The sequence below is a fragment of the Shewanella sp. FDAARGOS_354 genome (assembly GCF_002209245.2).
In the GTDB taxonomy this organism is placed as follows: Bacteria; Pseudomonadota; Gammaproteobacteria; order Enterobacterales; family Shewanellaceae; genus Shewanella; species Shewanella xiamenensis.
Window position 1 is genome coordinate 2,408,689 of the sequence record NZ_CP022089.2, and the last position, 19,002, is coordinate 2,427,690.

Below are 19,002 nucleotides of genomic sequence, written 5' to 3' on the forward strand. Positions count from 1 at the left end.
TTTATCTTTTCGAAAAACTCAGCTGTATAAAATATTCAAAACGGCAAAATCCGCTTGCATATAAACAATAGCTGTTATTCAATCTGCGCACATTGAGTGGCGGTTTAAGTGCATAAGGTAAGAGTGTGAAATCTTCAAATTTGGCGTATGTGTACGGCATGGGTGCGGTATTCCTCTGGTCGACGGTGGCAACCGCATTTAAAATTGCCCTTGGATTTTACACACCACTACAACTGGTATTTGTGGCGGTACTCACCTCAATCGTCGCTCTAGGGGCCATTCTCGCTTGGCAAAAAAAGCTACCGCTACTTAAAACGCAGCTGTTGCGTCGCCCGACTTTTTATCTGATCACTGGGCTGATTAATCCCTTTCTTTATTATGTGGTGCTCTTTAAAGCCTATTCACTGTTACCCGCCCAGCAGGCGCTGTCACTTAATTACACGTGGGCGGTATTGCTACCGCTGTTAGCTGCGCCACTGCTAAAACAACATTTGCGTAAGAGCGATATGATTGCGGCACTGATTGCCTACTCTGGGGTATTTATTATTGCCACCGGCGGCGATATTAGCGGTTTTCGCTTCGATAGCCCCCTTGGCATTGGGCTGGCGCTGACTAGCACCCTGCTCTGGTGCCTATATTGGATTGTGAACACCAAAGATCAAGGCGACCCCGTCGTCAGCCTACTGTTGAGCTTTTTAATCGGTTTACCCTTTATTACCATCACGCTGTTACTTACCGATGCGATCCCTAGCTTTAGCATTAAAGCCGTGATGGCGGGGATGTATGTCGGCTTATTTGAAATGGGGATTACCTTTGTACTCTGGTTAATGGCGCTTAAAACTGCGACTCGTACCGCCAATATCAGCACCTTAGTGTTTTTATCGCCGGTGATGTCGATTGGTTTTATTGCTTGGATTTTGCAAGAAACCATCGCCACCGCAACCTACATTGGCCTAGGCTTTATTTTAAGCGGCATGATGTTGCAGCAGTTATTCCCGCGCTATCTGGAGCGCAAAACCAAACTCAATACCAAACTTGCGGACTAAGCAACGGATAAGGTGCCTTACTCGGGTATAGATAATTTATGCCCGAGCTAACATTTTAAACGCCAATAAAGAGCTACTATGGCGGACTTTTATTGCCCCAGAAATTGACGCAAGGAGTAAAGCATGACACCTGCCGTACAAATGGCAAAGAAAGCCAAAATCCCCTTTGAAATCTTAGAATACAGCCACGACCCACACTGCGCCGCCTACGGCGAAGAAGCCGCCAATGTATTAGGCCTCGCTCCCGCGCAGGTATTTAAAACCTTACTGGTCGCGACCGATAAAGCGCATTCGCCGCTTGCGGTTGCGCTCGTTCCGGTTGATCATCAACTCAATTTAAAAGCCGTAGCCAAATGTTTAGGCCAGAAAAAACTGCAAATGGCCGATGCGGATTTAGCGCAAAAGTCTTCCGGCTATTTGGTTGGAGGGATCAGCCCGTTAGCGCAAAAGAAGCAACTGCCAACGCTGATTGATGAAACTGCGAAGCAATTTGACAACATCTATGTCAGTGCTGGTCGCCGTGGGCTTGAGATATGTCTCGCTGCAAATGACTTAGCGAAGTTGTGCCGCGGATCATTTGCCGATATTAAAACCCTATAACTTAAACTCGGTCTAGAAAATTCTTTTACACGCTATCCATAAAATCATTGAAAAGCCCCCCTTAACCGTCTATAAATTAAACAATCGGTTAAGTGACTAAGGATAGTCATATGGAAAAATCAACCCATTGGAATCAAGAAGATGGCATAACCCCTATCGGTTGGGTTGCCATGCTGGTGTGTATCGCCCTTTTTATCTACGAGCATTTTTGGGGGAATGGTTTTACCACCATGGTGGTGATGCTCTATTGCAGTTTTTTACTTCCGTCGGTATTACTGACTCGCAAAGTGCAAGAGAAGTATTTTATCTATACCTTGGAATATATCCGGCCCTTTCGAAAATTCACCACAGTGATGTCAATCGCTTTTGTATGTTTATGGCTGATTGCCACCTATACCCCACTTATCCACTAAGATAAAGATTTACCACTAAAAAGCCGCTTTTCAGCGGCTTTTTAGTGTACCAATCAGGCTATGAACGACTCGTATAATCGCCCCACGCTAACCACTTATAGGTGGTTAGCGCCTCAAGCCCCATTGGACCACGGGCATGGAGCTTTTGCGTACTCACTGCCACCTCGGCACCTAGGCCAAATTGGCCGCCATCGGTAAAGCGGGTACTGGCATTTACATACACAGCGGCCGAATTAACCTCATTCATAAAATACGTTGCAGCATGGATATCATCGGTCAGAATCGCCTCAGAGTGTCCACTGGAATAGGTACGGATATGGGCAATTGCTGCATGAATATCACTCACCACTTTAATGCCTAAGGTCAAAGATAACCATTCGGTCGCAAAGCTTTGCTCCGTTGCCGGGGAAATATCAAACCCCAACCCATCGAGCAGTGTATAGCTTTGTTCGCACACCGAAAAACGCACACCTAAACGATGTAAGTATTCGGCAATTTGTGGCACAAAGCGCTCGGCAACAGCGTTATCCACCAGCAAGGTATCCAGAGCGTTGCATACCGTTGGGCGCTGCACTTTTGCGTTGGCAATCACCTCAAGAGCCCGCTCAAGATCGGCATGTTTATCGACATACAGATGGCAGATCCCAATGCCACCTAAAATCACCGGAATTGTCGCTTGCTCGGCGCAAAGACGCTGTAAGGCTTGTCCGCCACGGGGGACTATCATATCGACATATTGGTCGAGCTTAAGTAACCCTGTGACTAAGGCTCTATCGGGAGAATCAATCAATTGCACCGCATCGACAGGCAGCCCTTGGCTTGCAATCGCGCCACGGATCACTTCACTAATCAGTTTGTTGGATTCGAGGGTCTCTTTTCCGCCACGTAAAATCACCGCATTACCGGTTTTAAGTGCCAACACCGCAATATCGACCGTTACATTCGGCCGTGCCTCATAGATAACCCCAATCACCCCAAGCGGGACTCGGCGGCGCGTGAGCCTTAAGCCATTGTCCAACACTCGGCTACCGAACTCTTCGCCAACGGGATCGGCAAGGCGAACCACATCGCTAATGTCACCGATAATCCCCGCTAGGCGCGACTCGGTCAGTAATAGACGGTCGATCATCGCATCACTCAAACCATCAGCCTTTGCGGCTACAACGTCCTTGGCGTTCGCCGCAAGAATAGCCTGAGTGTTCTGCGTCAAGGCCTCGGCAATCGCCTCGAGTAAATCCGCTTTCTGTGCGGCGCTTAGATTTGCTAAGGCATAGCTGGCTTGCTTAGCTTGACTACCCAGTTGTTGTAAATATTGCGCTTGATTAGTTTGACTCAAAACAGACCTCGCTTATAAGACGACCATGTCGTTGCGGTGCACTATTGCGTCACCATAATCGTAACCGAGTACAGACTCGATTTCGTCGGAATGTTTACCTGCAATTAACCCTAAGGCCTCACCACAGTAACGAGTTATGCCTCTGGCAATGATTTTGCCTTTTTGGTCAACCAATTGCAGGGTTGCCCCGCGTTCAAATTCCCCTTTAACGCCAATAATGCCCTTCGATAACAGGCTGCGACCTTTTTCGGTCACGGCTTTAACGGCGCCCGCATCGAGCACCAGTGAACCTTGGGCGGCGGGTCCCGCTAAAATCCACTGTTTACGGCTCTCTAACGGATTTTCGATGGCACTAAAATGGGTGCCAATGGATTCTTTAGCGACCACCTTTTTAATCACATCAGGATGATGGCCCGAGGCAATGACCACTTCAATCCCCGCACGACGAGCGATATCGGCCGCTTCGAGCTTAGTCGACATCCCCCCGGTGCCTAACCCCGAGACCGAACCACCCGCTAACAGGCGCAAACTGTCATCAATTTTCTCAACCTGCGAAATCAGTTTGGCATTGGGATTGGTGCGTGGATCAGCATCGAATAAGCCCTTTTGATCCGTCAACAAAATCAACAGATCAGCATCACACAGCAATGCTGCGCGCGCTGACAAGTTGTCGTTGTCACCCACTTTGATTTCGTTAGTTGCAACCGCATCATTTTCATTGATGATGGGGATAATATTGTGTGCCAGCAAGGCATTAAGCGTATCGCGGGCATTCAAATAGCGCTCTCTATCGTGTAGGTCTGCACGGGTCAACAGCAATTGGCCCACATGTAAACCGTAGATGCTAAAGAGTTGCGCCCAAGCGAGAATAAGCTGACTCTGCCCGACAGCGGCTAATAACTGTTTGTTAGCCATAGTGTCGGGCAATACCGGGTATTGGAGATGTTCGCGTCCTGCGGCAATTGCCCCAGAAGTACATAATACGACTTCGACCCCTGATCTCATCAGTGCGGCCATTTGACGAGCAAGCTCAACCATATGGGCTTTATCTAGCTGTTTACTGCCAGAGGTCAGCACACTCGTCCCCAACTTCACCACCACGCGGCGATACGCTATCTCACTTAAGTTCATTATTCATTTGTAGAAAATAACCGTACAATCCTTATACCTAATCCGCTAGATAATTGGTAGTCAGAGGGCTGGATGCGGGTAGAAATTTTCAATTCTGCTTGGGATCGCGCATTAAAAAGGGCCATCGATTAGATGACCCTCAAAAAATATCCCTTAAACGGCAACTCGTTCTAAGTATCAGCCGTAAATAAATTTCGCAATAAACATCGCCGCGAGCACAAGCACACCGATATTTAAATCGCTAAACCGACCCGTTAACAGTTTGATGGCCGCATAGGAAATAATTCCCAGTGCAATCCCCGTCGCAATCGAGAAGGTCAGCGGCATCAGGATACACACCACGACTACAGGCGCAGCCTCAGTTAAGTCTTCCCATTCAACGTGAACCAACCCTGACATCATCAGAATAGCCACATAAAACAGCGTACCTGCCGTGGCATAGGCGGGGATCATCCCTGCTAAAGGCGATAAAAATAATGCCAAGATAAACAGCAAACCAACCACCACCGCCGTTAAGCCAGTTCGACCGCCCGCACTCACCCCAGCAGTACTTTCGATATAACTGGTGGTGGTAGAAGTCCCCAAAGCTGCTCCCGCAATCGTCGCTAAACTGTCAGCGGTTAAGGCACGATTTAATCGAGGTAAACGGCCCTTTTCATCGAGAAAGCCACCACGCTGTGCAACCGCAACCAAGGTGCCTGAAGTATCAAACAAATCCACAAATAAGAAGGCAAACACCACTGAGAGCATCGTTACTTCAAACACTTGGGATAAATCCATCGCCATAAACGTGGGCGCAATTGAAGGCGGCATAGAGACGATGCCGTTGTAATGCACATCGCCAAACACCAATCCAAGCCCAGTAATGATCAGGATACTTAAAATCACCGCTGACTTCATGCCACGCTGCACCATAGCAATAATCAGGAAGAAACCTAATACAGCCATCACCGCCGGAAACGCAGTAATATCGCCCATGGTCACTAAGGTTGCAGGGCTTGCCACTACAATGCCTGCACTCTTAAGGCCGATCAGCGCTAAGAACAGACCAATACCCGCAGCAATACCAATACGCAGCGACATAGGAATACTGTTAACAATCCACTCGCGAATACGCACTAAAGATAGGATTAGAAAGCAGATCCCCGATAAGAAAACCGCACCGAGTGCCGTTTCCCAGCTGTAGCCCATCTCACCCACCACAGTGTAGGTAAAAAAGGCATTGAGTCCCATACCTGGGGCGAGCGCGATAGGATAATTCGCCATCAGACCCATCACGATACAACCTACGGCCGCAGCTAAACAGGTAGCCACAAACACGGCGCCATGATCCATACCCGCATCGGCTAACATCATGGGATTCACAAAAATGATGTAGGCCATCGTCATAAATGTTGTCAAACCTGCTATCGCTTCCTGCTTGAGGCTCGTTTGATTTTGTTTCAGTTTGAACAGCTTTTCTAACATGGAACTGGGTTCCTTTTATTTTTAAGTAGGTAGGGTCTAAAAATGTAAACACTATGTAGCAGTGTTTTTCGCAGGGGATTATAGGGAGTTTGTGCTGGTCAGGCCAGAAAATTGATAGGGATTTTATTGATAGAAATCGCTAAACAGAACAAAAAACCACCGCACTTAATTTACATTAAAGTTCACTGTAAATAGGGGTTAGCATACCAGTCTTAATCTAGGAAAAATTCAAACGTCGTTCAGGATTAACAGCGCATTGTTTTTAAAGCGAAATAATCACAAAACAGTACAATGGTTTTCCCATACAGGCATATTAGGCTGCATCTGCGCAGCCTATGGGATCGAAGTCGATAGCAAAAAGCCAGCGCCCTTAAGGGCATCGGCTTTTTGAGTTCAACGGGAAAAATGCTTAAAAGCGATAGTTAAAGCTGACGGTAAAGTTACGTGGAGCACCGTAGTGATACACACTGTAAGCTTCTGGTAAATAACTAGAGGTTGACATATAAGCGTAATATTTCTCATCCAGCAAATTCTCTACGTTAAACTGCAAATCCATGTTTTCAGCCAGATCGTAGCGCGCCATTAGATTCACCAAAGAATAGGCATCCTGCGTGATAGTGACATTGCCACCTGTAGAATAACTGTCGCTTTGCCAATTCACTCCACCACCAATGGTTAACTCTGGCAATAAATCCACAAATTGATAGGTAGTAAACAGTTTAAATTGCTTACGTGGACTGGTTGTATCCAACTTATTTCCTTCAGCATCTTCGGCTTTAAATTGTGAATAGCCAGCTGAAATATTCCAACCGTCGATAAACTCCCCAACCACTTCTAACTCGAAGCCCTTACTTTCCGTACCTTGGATAGCATAGTATGCGGTCGTTTGGCCGTTGGCGATTTGCTCTTCAGTCGGTACAAAGTCCGGGTCTTGTTTACCAAAGTTATCCTGATCGATTTTAAACAATGCTAACGATGTGTGCAGACGGTCATCTAAATACGCACTTTTTAAACCAATCTCATATGCTTTCCCCTCTAATGGGTCAAGATAATCACCACTTGCATCCTGTTTATTCTGCGGATTAAAAATCCCGGTATAACTGGCGTAAATACGATGCGCGTCATTGATATCGTACAAGGTGCCAACATAGGGCACAAACACGCCATCATCACCAAAGTTAGTATCGGTACCATAGCTCACGCCTTCACGGTTCCAGCTTGAAATACGTCCACCGGCAATCAGTTTAAAATCATCGGTAATGGTCAAGCGGGTCGCCGCGTAGAAACCTTTTTGCTCGGTATCCATATTCAGTTGACGGTTCGCATTGCTCGACCATTCAGGCTCAGCAAACTGATTTTGTTGCCATTTGTAGAAGTTATCGACCACTTGTGAGTCCCAACCCGTCATATTGTCACGGATAGGCTCATAGGTATCAGCGTAGGATTTTTGCTTACTATACAAAGCCCCCGTCACAAACTCATGGGTTTGACCAAAGAGGTCATAGTCGCCCTTAAGCTGCACATCAAAGTTATTCGAGTTACTTTCACCATGGCTGTGATAACGCTGACCACTAAGCCCCGCCCCCGTGTCTTTATCGAGTAAACCCGACATGTAAATCATCTTAGTGGTGGTTTCATATTCCATGCGGTTGTAGTTGGCCACCACTTGCCAGCCATTGCTAAAGTAATGATTTAGGTTAGCAAAGTAGTTAATGTTTTTAGTTTCCCAGCGGCTCCAATCGGCGGCTGTAGTGGTCGATGTATCCCAATCTGTGGCAGAACCATCGCTAAAGACGGCGGGCAATGCGCCCCACATCGCCCCTTTCGGATCGTTGTGGTTATAGCTACCACCGACACGCAGTAAAGTGTTGGCGGTGATATCGCTATCGACAACACCATAGAGAATGGTTTTACGGTCTTGATATAGATCTTGATAGGAATCGCTATTCACATACTTAGCGACCAAACGGCCACGCACACTACCGTCTTCATTCAGACCATTAGACACATCCGCGGTGACTTGTTTTTTATCCCAACTTCCAGTGGCGACATCCACATAACCTTTAAGATCAGAACTGTCAGCATGCTTACGCACTAAGTTAATCGAGGCGGAAGGATCGCCAGCGCCAGTTAATAATCCGGTAGCGCCACGCACGACTTCAACGCGCTCGTAGATAGACACATCTGATACCGTTTCGCCAGCATCACCGCCTAAACTCCAAGATAAAGGCACACCATCAATTTGATAGTTTTGCACGGTAAAACCGCGGGCCGAAAAACCGTTACGCACATTGTCGGTTTTTGAAGATGATAAACCCACAGTGTTGTTGACCACATCGACCACAGTATTTAACGCCTGATCTTCAATTCGATCTGCCGTCATGATACTGACCGACTGAGGCGTTTCTCGTAATGTGAGTCCTAGACCTGTCGCGGTATCAATATTGCGACTCACAGTGTATTTACCCATCACTGTGATTTTTTCGATATTTTGATCTTGTGCCTCTGTTTTAGAAGAGGTTTGTTCTTCAGCCATCAATGCCAAAGGATTCAAGGCTAGCGTGACCGCAGCCGCCAGAGGAAGTAGATTAAAACGCATAGTCGTTCAGCAAGTTTTGTCAAGGTGCGCATACGGTAACACCATTGAGAACGATTTGCATTTGTATTTTATGTGACAAATGTAACAAATTCATCATTCTTAAGTCGTACAAAAAGATGAATAGATTAATGACAAGGTTTTATGTTTTAAAAACAGCTAATTAAATTAACTATTGCGAAGAGTAGTCATCGCAAGATGGCCGCAAAAAATTTTACGTTTATGGGAAGGAATGAGAGGCATTGCGTCATAACGACAGAAAAAGCTAAAAAAAAGCCTGCTCAATGAGCAGGCAAGACATGTTTCAAGCGTCCCTTTCGGGGAAGTACATTACCGCGCTAGCGGGAAAAACCTGGCATACCCATGCAAAAACACCGATATGCTACTTGAGTCTAAACACGCCCAAAAAGGCGATACAAAGGTTGATGGATGATGGAAACTAGGTTTAAAGGGATAGTTAGCCCTTAAAGCTCATAGCGAATAAACCGCCACGCAAAACATCAGTGTTAAACCAAGTATTTTGCCAATAAAAATGGTTGTTGCCTGTATAAGACATAGTCAATTACTCCTAAGTAAAGTTGAGATTAAGTACTCTAGTAAAGCTTGGCTCGGTTCCTTGGAACTAGAGATTCTCAAATCCGTTGAGACGACTTGTCACTCGGGTCCTTGGAGAAGGGTATCCATCCTGGATAGACTAGAGGGGAAAGGCTTAATGCCCTGTCCACGAAAACTATTATATGTTTTCGTAGTTTTATTACAAGCTTTTTTTGTATTTATTTTGATTAAGGCTTTTTAATGTAATTAAATTACACAAACCATCAAAAATATTGGCGACCTGCATCACATAAAAACAGAAATAACCCTGTAACCACCTAATAAATAAGATATTACAGAATTATTTCTATTTGTTACGTTATTTCGTTAACGATTGATCAGATATTGATACAAACTAACCAAGGGGCTGGCAGTGGGTTTACCGTAGAGCGGATCGCCCTCAGTTGCACTGCCCGCAATATCTAAGTGTGTGTAAGCTAAAGGAATAGCGGCATTAACACCGTGTTCAAACAGACCTGACGCCTTAAGTAGAAAGGCTGCAGGATATTGATGCCCGCGGGCAGTTACTGAAGACGGCGCATTGTTTGAAGATAAAATATCAGCCGCCCCAGACACTTCGCGGATCTTGGCAAAATCCTCACGGCGTAATGTGGAAACCTCAAAGGGTTCGCCCCAGTGGCTCGCTTGTGACGCAAGTGTCTGCGCGCACAGTGCACCACTAGCGACCGCATTTTCAATCGCTGCGGGATAATTACCGTAGCAGCGCACCACATGTCCCGTGAGCGTCGCAACCGAAAACAGCTCAGGCTTAACAGCCGTTACTGCTTTGATCCGTAGATGGCTTAACAGGTCTGCCAATACTAAGCGCCCTTCCGCATCCGTATTACCAATGCGTACCCGCACGCCCGCATGGCTGGTGATAATTTCGTCGGTGACAAACGCTTCGCTGCCAATGCTATTACGCACTAAACCCAGTTCGGCAATTACGCGGATCCCTTTAGGCTTAAGCATAGACAAGGTTTTAAATAACCCAGCCACTGCAGCGGCGCCGCCTTTATCGCGGCTCATGCCTGCCATTGCGCCGCCCACTTTCAGATCGGCGCCGCCCGTATCGTAGACCACGCCTTTGCCAGCAAATAAGAAGGTACGAGTAATCTCACCGTCGGGCAGATATTCGAGTTTCACCACCCGCGGTTGATGCCGGCCAACAGCAAAGGAAGAACGCGCCACCGCACTTAACAGCGGATAATCCCGTTCAAGGATATCCCGATCTTCCACCAATGCGGTTTTAATCACACTGCCTTTAAAGGCTTGCAAACAATATTCAGCAAAGGCCTTCGCCGACATACGCTCAGGCTCAGTACCACATAAATCTCTTGCCAACACACGGCCAGCTTCTAATGCGTTGAGCAATTGACTCTTTTCAGATGATAACGACAATAAACCTATCGCTTCAAAGGCCGGCGTTAAACCTGTCGCCTCACGTAACTCTAAGGTTTGCCATAATTCTTGACCACAGGCCAACGCCGCGACTTCGGTCGCAAAACCAAACTTAGGGGTTGCTGAAGGAACAACATAAAGCAGCGGACGCTTAGCCCCCGCGTCTTTGGCGATAGCAATCGCGGCTCTTGCCGCATCGCCATAAATACGCACATCGGCATAATCATCAGTCACTTGAGTGACGGGCGCTATGATTAAACGGCCACCGGCTAAACCGGGGGCAAACAGTAACGTCGGGCTCTTACCAACCCGCTTATCGACCTTAGCACCGTGCTCGGCCAACAAACTGATCTCATCAATTCCGATAGAAACGAGATCCGGTGTGACCACCACAACCGCATCCCAACCTTCGCCATCAAAAATGGAATTTTCTGCTTGTACATCAATAAAGTTAACTTGAAACATGACCCATCCTTTTTCATTATTGTGCCAGCATTATTCCCGCTATAACGCTTAATTACCAATCAAAAAATCGCTTTGCCACTATCGAAAATACAGAGGGTGGCAACTTTCGCTGCCACAAACGCACACGGAGTTATCGAGATGATTAATCGCCCGAGCAGAATGTGTTAGGATTAGCGCAAATTTGCCCCATACCCACAAGACCTGATGAGGGACCTTCTGTGACAGCGTTAAGTCAGTTATACCCACAGCCTTTATGGCAATGGTTCGAACAAATCTGTGCAATTCCCCACCCTTCCAAATATGAACAAGCACTCAGCCAACACATCCAAACCTGGGCTAAGAGCAAGCAACTCGATGTAGTAGAAGATGCCGTCGGCAATTTAATCATTCGCAAACCCGCAACTGCGGGAATGGAAGATCGTAAAGTCGTTGTGATCCAAGCCCATATCGATATGGTGCCGCAAAAAAATGCCGACAAAGTGCATGACTTTACCAAAGATCCTATCGAAGCCTATGTTGACGGTGACTGGGTAAAAGCCAAAGGCACAACCTTAGGCGCCGACAATGGCATTGGTATGGCATCGGCCTTAGCGATTTTAGGCTCAGATGACATCAAACACGGTCCACTCGAAGTACTGCTCACCATTGACGAAGAAGCCGGTATGACAGGCGCCTTTGGACTACAAGCAGGTATGCTTGATGCCGAGATCCTGATCAACACCGACTCAGAGCAAGAAGGTGAGATCTACATGGGCTGCGCTGGCGGTGTCGATGCTCAGATCACTTTGCCTATGGTATGGCAAGCGTCGGAGCAAAGTTATGCATCATTTAGCCTGCATTTATCGGGCTTAAAAGGTGGTCACTCTGGGGTCAACATCCATTTGGGTCGTGGCAACGCCAACAAGATTTTGGCGCGCTTCCTGTTCGAAAATGCCGATGAATTAGCCCTAGAGTTAACCCAATTTACCGGTGGTTCACTGCGTAATGCTATCCCACGCGAAGCCAATATCAGCTTTATGTTACCTGCTGAAAATGTCGATGCACTGAATGAAAAAGTGCGTGCTTTTGAAGCCTTAGTCCGCGCCGAGCTGGCCATTGCCGACCCAGATATGCGCTTAGTATTGAGCGAAATCCCAACGCCAAAACGCGTGATGAGCGAAAACAGCCAAAATACCCTTATCGACTTATTGCATGTTTGCCCTAACGGGGTAATGCGCATGAGTGATGAAGTAACTGGCGTAACCGAAACCTCACTCAACGTTGGTGTGATCAGCACTAACGATGAAGAAGTCAGCATTCTTTGCTTAATTCGCTCGCTCATCGATTCTGGCCGTAGCCAAGTTGAAGGCATGCTTACTGCGTTAACCAACTTAGCGGGTGCAGATATTGAACTTAGCGGTGCTTACCCGGGTTGGAAGCCAGACAACACTTCGCCGGTAATGGCAATTGTGCGTGAGACCTATGAGTCAATCTACAATAAAGAACCGGTTATTATGGTGATCCACGCCGGCCTTGAATGTGGTCTGTTTAAAAAGCCCTATCCAGAAATGGACATGGTGTCGATTGGCCCGACCATCCGTTATCCGCACGGCCCAGATGAAATGGTCAATATCACCACCGTTGGTCAATACTGGGATCTACTATTAGCCGTGCTAGAGCGCATTCCCGCTAAAGGTGAATAGTCGCTACAGATGAATAGTCACTAAGCAGACTTAAATGACAAAGGCCGCAGAGAGTTCACCAATGCGGTCTTTTTGTACCTTTTATTTATGCACTGCGTAAGGCTTATTATCGCGTTAACTAAGTTAGGTTTGATTAGCGCTGAGCGAGATCCGCCCAGTAAGATTGATATTAAAATACCAAATCCAACTGCTTAGTCTCGCGAGCCATGATTGGCTGAAGCGTATCTTTACTCTCGGCGAGTCCAACAGAAATCCCGAGTAATCGAATTCCACGGCCCTCTTGCCTTGCCATTGCTTGGCTCAGTAACTCATAAAACATCACTATGGATACCTCGTCACTGCGATGCTCGATTGTGGTCTGTTTAAAGTCACTGAATTTAAGCTTCACCACCTGCTTATGGATTTGTCGATCCTTGGCACTACGACTTAGGCGAGTTGATAACTCTTGTATTAATCCCGACATTACCTGCTGGCACTGCTCGAGGCTGTAAATATCCTGCGCCAACGTAGTTTCAACGCCGACAGATTTACGCTCGCGACTCACTGATAACCCACGCTCATCAATCCCATGGGATCTTTCAATTAATACAGCACCAAATTTGCCAAAACGAGTAATAAGGTCTTGTTTTGGATAAGTTTGTATATCGCCGCAGGTATTCAACCCTAAAGAGGAAAGTTTTTCTGCGGTGACTTTCCCCACACCGGGGATCTTGCGTAGGGATAAGGTTTTAATAAACTCAGGAACCTTGTCGGGCGAAATAACATACAAACCATTAGGTTTATTTAAGTCAGAGGCCACCTTGGCGAGGAATTTAACAGGAGCAACGCCAGCCGAAGCAGTAAGCCCTGTTTCGGCCAAAATATCATGGCGAATCGCTTCTGCAATCAGAGTTGCAGAGCCCTTAAACAGCTTGCAATCGCTAACATCTAAGTAGGCTTCATCGAGGGAGAGGGGTTCAATCAATTCAGTATATCGAGAGAAGATAGCGCGAATTTGTTGCGATACCTCCTTATAGACCTGCATTCGACCGGGGACAAGGATTAAGTCAGGGCACAGTTTAAGCGCATAAGCCGTTGCCATAGCAGAGCGCACACCAAATCGGCGCGCTTCGTAATTACAGGTGCTGATAACCCCTCGCCGCTCACGGCTACCACCAACGGCCAGCGGTTTACCACGGTATTCGGGAAAGTCTCGCATTTCCACCGCAGCAAAGTAGCAATCCATATCAACATGAATGATTTTTCGCACTAAAGGTTCCTCCAACACCCAAAATACTGTATATAAAAACAGCAATCAAGTATCTAGGACATATTTACGCAGTCGCGAAGTTCATCTATCGACTCAAGCATCCTTATCCAAGCATAACATTCCCAAAAAAGCCAAAGGAGCGCTAAGGCTCCTTTGGTTTTAAAACAACAGCGTTTAAATTTTAAATTGACCAATATTACGTGTCAGTTCTCGAGTTGCTTGCTCAAATCCTTGTAGACTTTGGGAGAGATCTTGGCTTGACAATAGGGATTGATCGGATAAACCACGCACGCTCACCACGTTTTGCGCCACTTCATCGGCAACCACTGCCTGCTGGCCTATCGCCACGGTAATTTCCACCGTTTGCTGCTGAATCGACACAATCGCACTGGCGATATCACTTAAGGCTTGCTCCACTTGTGTGGTCAAGTCTTGTCCGACCCTTGCCTGCTCAACCCCAGACTCCATCACCTGCTCGGCTTGTAGCGCGCTCTGCTGCAGGGTTTGGATAATCCCTTGAATGTTGGCGGTAGAATCTTGGGTGCGGGATGCGAGAGTTCGCACTTCATCGGCCACCACAGCAAAACCTCGGCCTTGCTCACCCGCCCGCGCTGCCTCAATGGCCGCATTGAGCGCCAGCAAGTTGGTTTGGTCGGCAATGTTGCGGATTACGCTTAACACTTCGCCAATTTGCTCTGAGCTGCTACGTAACTCCTTGATGACTTTAGCCGCCTCAATCACTTGAACCGATAATGCCTTCATGCCTTCGGTCGCGCGGGACACAATTTGAGTACCGTCATGGGCCTGAGTCTGTGCCTTTTCGGCAAAATCATTCGCCCGTTGAGCGCTAATCGCCATTTCTTGGCTCGTCTGCGCCATTTGGGTAGCGGCCGTGGCCACTGAATCGATTTGTTGTTTTTGCGACGACACTGAAGAGACGGCTAGATCGCACACTTGGCGCGCATCCATCACCCCGGTGCCAACCTCTTGAGTAAGATGTCGGGTATGCAGCAGCATCTGCTGCACCTTTTCGGCAAAGCGGTTGAAGGCATCACCCAGCTTGCCTAACTCATCTTCGCGCTCCATTAAAATGCGTTGGGATAAATCACTATCACCCTCAGCAATGTCTTCCATAGCATCCAGCAATTTGCCAAGCTGGCGTCTAAAGGGCAACAACATCAACCATACTGTGATGCCAACCAAGAGCATAATTCCTAAGGCAACAAAACAGGCATTCCAAAAGGCTTCGGTCACAGGCGCTTCAATCACCTCATGGGGCAACATAAAGGCTAAGTGCCATTTCTGCTTTGGATAATCGCCGCCCACGGACACAAAGGTTACCCGCTGCGGCACTCCGTTAAAGGTGACTTCGGCAAAGCCCTTCGCTTCGCGCTGCATTTGCTGCCTTAAGGCGGTAAAGCCTGAGGTGTCCTTAAACTGGTTATCGATTTGATTCGCAAGTGAGCCCGGCGGGAATTTATCCGAGAATCCAGGGAAATAAACCAGCTTACCTTCGTCCGTCATCAGGAAGGCTTGGCCGTAATTGCGGTATTTGATTGGCGCTAACAGGGTTTTGCCAATGGTATCGATTAGAATATCCATACCACCAATCCCAATCAGCTCACCATTGGCGCCATAGACTGGGGTTTTAACTGTGGCCGAAATCGAGCCATCGTTGGCATCGACCGCAGGATCGCCCACAAATAGGCCGCGCTGATCGATAGCCTCCTGCCACCAAGGACGTTTATTGGTGTAATAGTTTGGATCGCCATCGAAACGGCCATTGAGGTCGAAATATTCAAAGGTATTTGCCGAGCCGAAGAACACTGACTTCACATCGCTATCACGGTCGGAAAACGAGCGGAAATAACGAATAATATCTTGATACTGCTGATCATTGGCTAAGTTACTGCCACGGGCATGGTATTGGCTAAACCAGTTGATAAGCCCTGGCTCGGCAAATACTGAGTGGATCACTTGCCCCTTAGCCACAAAATAACCACCAATCTCATTGGCCTTTAAGGCTACGAGCGCCGAAATGTCCGCATCCACTTGCTTACGTGTGTTATTACTTTCTTTATTCACGAGCAAAGCAGCAACTAAAGTAAGAAGTACAGCAAGGGCACCGACGATAGTGACCACTAACTGCAAACTTAGAGAACGTTTTATATATCTCATTCATCTTCCCGTCTGGCTGATCAACCACTTAACAAAAAATCATGCAAAAACAGTTTCACACGGTAACAATTTTTACCCGCCAACAACAGCCGAAATGATGAGAAAAAACGTAAACAAGTATTTGTAAAGAAAAGACATTAGCAAATAATAGGAATCACTAAACAAAGGACTTCCATCAGAAGATCCCATTACTATCACTAACTTTTACAGAATGTTAGACCAAATACTCAAAATCCCAATAAAAAAGCCAGTCACGGAATGACTGGCCTGAGTGTTTGAGCCGCGCTACTGACGCTATTACATCTTAGTTTGCAGGTAATTCGCTAAACCAATACGGTCAATCAAACCGAGTTGTTTTTCTAACCAATACATATGGTCGGATTCGGTATCGTCGAGTAAGACTTCTAAGATCTCACGGGTTTGGTAATCTTTCTTCGACTCACACAGGGCAATCACCTTACGTAAATCATCGCCCACCTTGTATTCATAGGCCAAATCGTTACGCAGCATCTCTTCGACGTTTGAACCGATATTGAGCGCTTCCCGTGCGGCCACATTCGGCACGCCTTCGAGAAATAAAATACGCTGTACCAGTTTGGCCGCATGACCTTTTTCATCATCCGACTCGTGGGCAATACGCTGATAGAGTTCGTTCAGCCCCCAGTCTTCGTACATATGAGCATGCACAAAATACTGATCCATCGCCGATAATTCTCCCGTTAGGAGTCGATTCAACGCGTCGATGACTTCTTTATCACCTTTCATATTCAGCTCCTATGACTCACTAATTTGCGATTGAAGATAGTTTTGAATGCCGGTTAAGCTAATCAGCTCCTGCTGCGATTCGAGCCAATCTAAATGCTCTTCTTCATCTTCAAGGATATCTTCGAGCAGATCACGACTGACAAAATCCTGCTCGGCTTCGCAGAGGCTAATGGCATCCCGCAACAGTGTGAGTTGTTCCTGCACCATGGCTAAATCGCAATCGAGCATCTCTTGAGTGTGCTCGCCAATACGCAGTTTTTCGAGCTGTTGCAGATTCGGTAATCCCTCTAAAAATAATACCCGCTCGATAAGCTTATCGGCGTGCTTCATATCTTGGATGGATTTTTTGTATTCGACGTGATTTAGCTTCTCGAGGCCCCAATGTTTGAACATTCTGGCGTGGAGAAAATATTGATTAATGGCCGTTAACTCACAGGTAAGTACCCGATTGAGTTGTCCCACCACTTTAGGATGACCTTTCATAAGTAACTATCCTTGATATGAGTGAAAGATTGATCTAAATCAAGCCTCTAGCCTAGTACAGTTTTCAACCCAACTCAAATTTTCTTTATTTTTCATAAACTTAAAGATAAAAAGCATTCTCATTATCGCTTAGATTAGCCCGCTATCCTCCTCATATATCAGGGATTAATTTTAACGATGCTAAATTTGAGGCAAAAAAATAGCCTCCAGAGGAGGCTATTTTAGTTGAAGCGGATAATTAAATGATCCGGTCTTTGGTTAACTTCGCTCGGCGCGCTTCTTCAGCGGCCATACGACGCTTACGCTTGTCGCAGGGATCATCACAATCGCAGGCTTTTTCAATCCCTAATACACCTAAACCGCCACAGCTTCCTTCCACGGCTTTGCGCTTGATGAGATAACCTATCGACATAAGCAAAAAGAACAGTAATAAAATCACAAATGCCGCGATAAAAGTGCTCATGTTAACTCCAACTACTTAAGGAAAGGCTTGAAGGCGTCACTGTAGTAGACTTTAAATCCTTCGCCTTGCTTTTCTATTAGCATTATCGCCAAGTGTTCTTTCTTGGCAAGCTCCAATGACGCTTCTGTGCCTAAAACCATCATCGCCGTCGCAAAACCATCGGCCGTCATACATTCTTTATGCAAAACGGTCACAGATGCTAACTTATGATTGATAGGCAAACCGGTACGCGGATCGATTATATGGGTAAAACGTTGACCTTCTTCCTCATAATAATTGCGGTAATCCCCCGACGTCGCCATGGCCATAGTGCCCGGTTCTATCACCTGCTGTACCGCCATGCCCTCATCGGTCGGCTTCTCTATGGCGACACGCCACGAACTGCCATCGCCTTTGGTGCCTTTAATGCTCAGCTCGCCACCAATTTCAACTAAGTAACCCGTTGCGTGATATTTATCTAAAATAGTAGCCACTTTATCAACGCCAAAGCCCTTGGCGATAGATGACAAATCCACGTACAAATGGGCGTTATGCTTGCTTAAGCGATTGCCTTCGATAGAAAGCTCACTGATACCCGTTTTAGCCTTAGCTGCATCAATCTCGGCTTGAGTCGGCACTTTGGTTGGGCGCTTATCGGGGCCAAATCCCCATAAGTTCACCAGCGGCCCTAAGGTAATGTCTAAGGCTTTGTCTGTCACGTGATACAAACGCATGCCTTCTTTAACCACTTTGACAGTATCCGGCGACACTTCGACACTTTGCTCAAGCGGTAACTGGTTGAAACGGGACAATTCTGAATTAGGTCGATAGGTCGACATCTGGTTATTGACTTGCTCTAGGGCTAGGTCAATTTCGGCCTGCAATAGCTGGGCCGTAGGCATTTGCTCATTAGGAACCACTTTAATATGGTAAGTCGTGCCCATTGTGCTACCCGCGAGGGAGATAACCTCATCCTGTTTGCTACAGGCTGAAATAAAAAAGGCTAGACCTACAAGGACCAGCCAGTTCACTGAATGCTTCAACACTGAGGTTTTTAACACAGGGGTTTTTAACGCTAGGGTTTTAAACATAGTGACTAACAACTCTTTTGGATGCCCTTTAATGCAAAAGTTGCAGATGAGAGCTTTACTCCA

At 46.8% G+C, this 19,002-nt stretch carries 15 protein-coding genes; 4 read left to right on the top strand and 11 right to left on the bottom strand.

Features of this window, described 5'->3' with window-relative positions; genetic code table 11:
* Positions 1 to 125 precede the first annotated feature (125 nt).
* The 3 genes from CEQ32_RS10940 (at position 126) to CEQ32_RS10950 (ending at position 2,059) form a co-directional block, all read left to right on the top strand.
* Positions 126 to 1,046: a DMT family transporter gene (locus tag CEQ32_RS10940; RefSeq protein ID WP_088586008.1), complete on the top strand. Its 921-nt coding sequence runs from the start codon at positions 126 to 128 to the stop codon at positions 1,044 to 1,046.
* 123 nt (positions 1,047 to 1,169) lie between these two features.
* Positions 1,170 to 1,646 carry a Cys-tRNA(Pro) deacylase gene (ybaK, locus tag CEQ32_RS10945; protein WP_088586009.1) on the top strand — a complete coding sequence of 159 codons (477 nt, stop codon included), beginning with the start codon at positions 1,170 to 1,172 and terminating at the stop codon, positions 1,644 to 1,646.
* A 110-nt stretch (positions 1,647 to 1,756) separates the two neighbouring features.
* Positions 1,757 to 2,059: a hypothetical protein gene (locus tag CEQ32_RS10950; RefSeq protein WP_088586010.1), complete on the top strand. Its 303-nt coding sequence runs from the start codon at positions 1,757 to 1,759 to the stop codon at positions 2,057 to 2,059.
* A gap of 58 nt (positions 2,060 to 2,117) precedes the next feature.
* Here the strand turns inward: CEQ32_RS10950 and CEQ32_RS10955 are convergent, their stop codons facing one another.
* The 5 genes from CEQ32_RS10955 to CEQ32_RS10980 form a co-directional block, all read right to left on the bottom strand.
* Positions 2,118 to 3,395 carry a glutamate-5-semialdehyde dehydrogenase gene (locus CEQ32_RS10955; RefSeq protein ID WP_088586011.1) on the bottom strand — a complete coding sequence of 426 codons (1,278 nt, stop codon included), beginning with the start codon at positions 3,393 to 3,395 and terminating at the stop codon, positions 2,118 to 2,120.
* A 12-nt stretch (positions 3,396 to 3,407) separates the two neighbouring features.
* A complete protein-coding gene (gene proB, locus CEQ32_RS10960) occupies positions 3,408 to 4,526 on the bottom strand; it encodes a glutamate 5-kinase (protein WP_037414989.1) in 1,119 nt (372 codons plus the stop codon).
* 177 nt (positions 4,527 to 4,703) lie between these two features.
* Positions 4,704 to 5,993: an NCS2 family permease gene (locus CEQ32_RS10965; RefSeq protein WP_037414991.1), complete on the bottom strand. Its 1,290-nt coding sequence runs from the start codon at positions 5,991 to 5,993 to the stop codon at positions 4,704 to 4,706.
* Positions 5,994 to 6,402: 409 nt separating this feature from the next.
* Complete coding sequence (locus CEQ32_RS10970) at positions 6,403 to 8,592, bottom strand: TonB-dependent siderophore receptor (protein ID WP_055647154.1); 2,190 nt, start codon at positions 8,590 to 8,592, stop codon at positions 6,403 to 6,405.
* A 918-nt stretch (positions 8,593 to 9,510) separates the two neighbouring features.
* Entirely contained in the window at positions 9,511 to 11,049 is a 1,539-nt protein-coding gene (locus tag CEQ32_RS10980; protein ID WP_037427051.1) for a peptidase M17, read from the bottom strand.
* A gap of 218 nt (positions 11,050 to 11,267) precedes the next feature.
* Between CEQ32_RS10980 and CEQ32_RS10985 the strand changes: the two genes are divergently transcribed.
* Positions 11,268 to 12,731: an aminoacyl-histidine dipeptidase gene (locus CEQ32_RS10985; protein ID WP_037427053.1), complete on the top strand. Its 1,464-nt coding sequence runs from the start codon at positions 11,268 to 11,270 to the stop codon at positions 12,729 to 12,731.
* Between the two features lie 169 nt (positions 12,732 to 12,900).
* Here CEQ32_RS10985 and dinB read toward each other — a convergent pair whose 3' ends face one another.
* From dinB to CEQ32_RS11015, 6 genes are all read right to left on the bottom strand, one after another.
* Entirely contained in the window at positions 12,901 to 13,980 is a 1,080-nt protein-coding gene (gene dinB / locus CEQ32_RS10990; RefSeq protein ID WP_069453369.1) for a DNA polymerase IV, read from the bottom strand.
* Between the two features lie 174 nt (positions 13,981 to 14,154).
* The gene (locus tag CEQ32_RS10995; protein WP_069453370.1) at positions 14,155 to 16,158 is read right to left on the bottom strand and encodes a methyl-accepting chemotaxis protein; all 2,004 of its coding nucleotides are present in this window, start codon (positions 16,156 to 16,158) and stop codon (positions 14,155 to 14,157) included.
* A 297-nt stretch (positions 16,159 to 16,455) separates the two neighbouring features.
* On the bottom strand, positions 16,456 to 16,923 hold the full coding sequence (gene bfr / locus CEQ32_RS11000; RefSeq protein WP_088586012.1) for a bacterioferritin: 468 nt from the start codon (positions 16,921 to 16,923) through the stop codon (positions 16,456 to 16,458).
* A 9-nt stretch (positions 16,924 to 16,932) separates the two neighbouring features.
* Positions 16,933 to 17,406, bottom strand: coding sequence for a bacterioferritin (gene bfr, locus CEQ32_RS11005; protein WP_069453372.1), 474 nt, complete (start codon positions 17,404 to 17,406; stop codon positions 16,933 to 16,935).
* A gap of 238 nt (positions 17,407 to 17,644) precedes the next feature.
* Positions 17,645 to 17,869, bottom strand: a complete 225-nt coding sequence (gene nqrM / locus CEQ32_RS11010; RefSeq protein ID WP_011071354.1) for a (Na+)-NQR maturation NqrM — start codon at positions 17,867 to 17,869, stop codon at positions 17,645 to 17,647.
* An 11-nt stretch (positions 17,870 to 17,880) separates the two neighbouring features.
* Positions 17,881 to 18,939 carry an FAD:protein FMN transferase gene (locus CEQ32_RS11015; protein WP_037415060.1) on the bottom strand — a complete coding sequence of 353 codons (1,059 nt, stop codon included), beginning with the start codon at positions 18,937 to 18,939 and terminating at the stop codon, positions 17,881 to 17,883.
* Positions 18,940 to 19,002: the final 63 nt, after the last annotated feature.

Coding starts and splice junctions, on each gene's coding strand:
- CEQ32_RS10965 (WP_037414991.1), bottom strand. CDS start 5,993: ATGTTAGAAAAGCTGTTCAAACTGAAACAAAATCAAACGAGCCTCAAG.
- bfr (WP_069453372.1), bottom strand. CDS start 17,406: ATGAAAGGTCATCCTAAAGTGGTGGGACAACTCAATCGGGTACTTACC.
- CEQ32_RS10995 (WP_069453370.1), bottom strand. CDS start 16,158: ATGAGATATATAAAACGTTCTCTAAGTTTGCAGTTAGTGGTCACTATC.
- ybaK (WP_088586009.1), top strand. CDS start 1,170: ATGACACCTGCCGTACAAATGGCAAAGAAAGCCAAAATCCCCTTTGAA.
- proB (WP_037414989.1), bottom strand. CDS start 4,526: ATGAACTTAAGTGAGATAGCGTATCGCCGCGTGGTGGTGAAGTTGGGG.
- CEQ32_RS10970 (WP_055647154.1), bottom strand. CDS start 8,592: ATGCGTTTTAATCTACTTCCTCTGGCGGCTGCGGTCACGCTAGCCTTG.
- bfr (WP_088586012.1), bottom strand. CDS start 16,923: ATGAAAGGTGATAAAGAAGTCATCGACGCGTTGAATCGACTCCTAACG.
- CEQ32_RS10950 (WP_088586010.1), top strand. CDS start 1,757: ATGGAAAAATCAACCCATTGGAATCAAGAAGATGGCATAACCCCTATC.
- CEQ32_RS11015 (WP_037415060.1), bottom strand. CDS start 18,939: ATGTTTAAAACCCTAGCGTTAAAAACCCCTGTGTTAAAAACCTCAGTG.
- CEQ32_RS10980 (WP_037427051.1), bottom strand. CDS start 11,049: ATGTTTCAAGTTAACTTTATTGATGTACAAGCAGAAAATTCCATTTTT.
- nqrM (WP_011071354.1), bottom strand. CDS start 17,869: ATGAGCACTTTTATCGCGGCATTTGTGATTTTATTACTGTTCTTTTTG.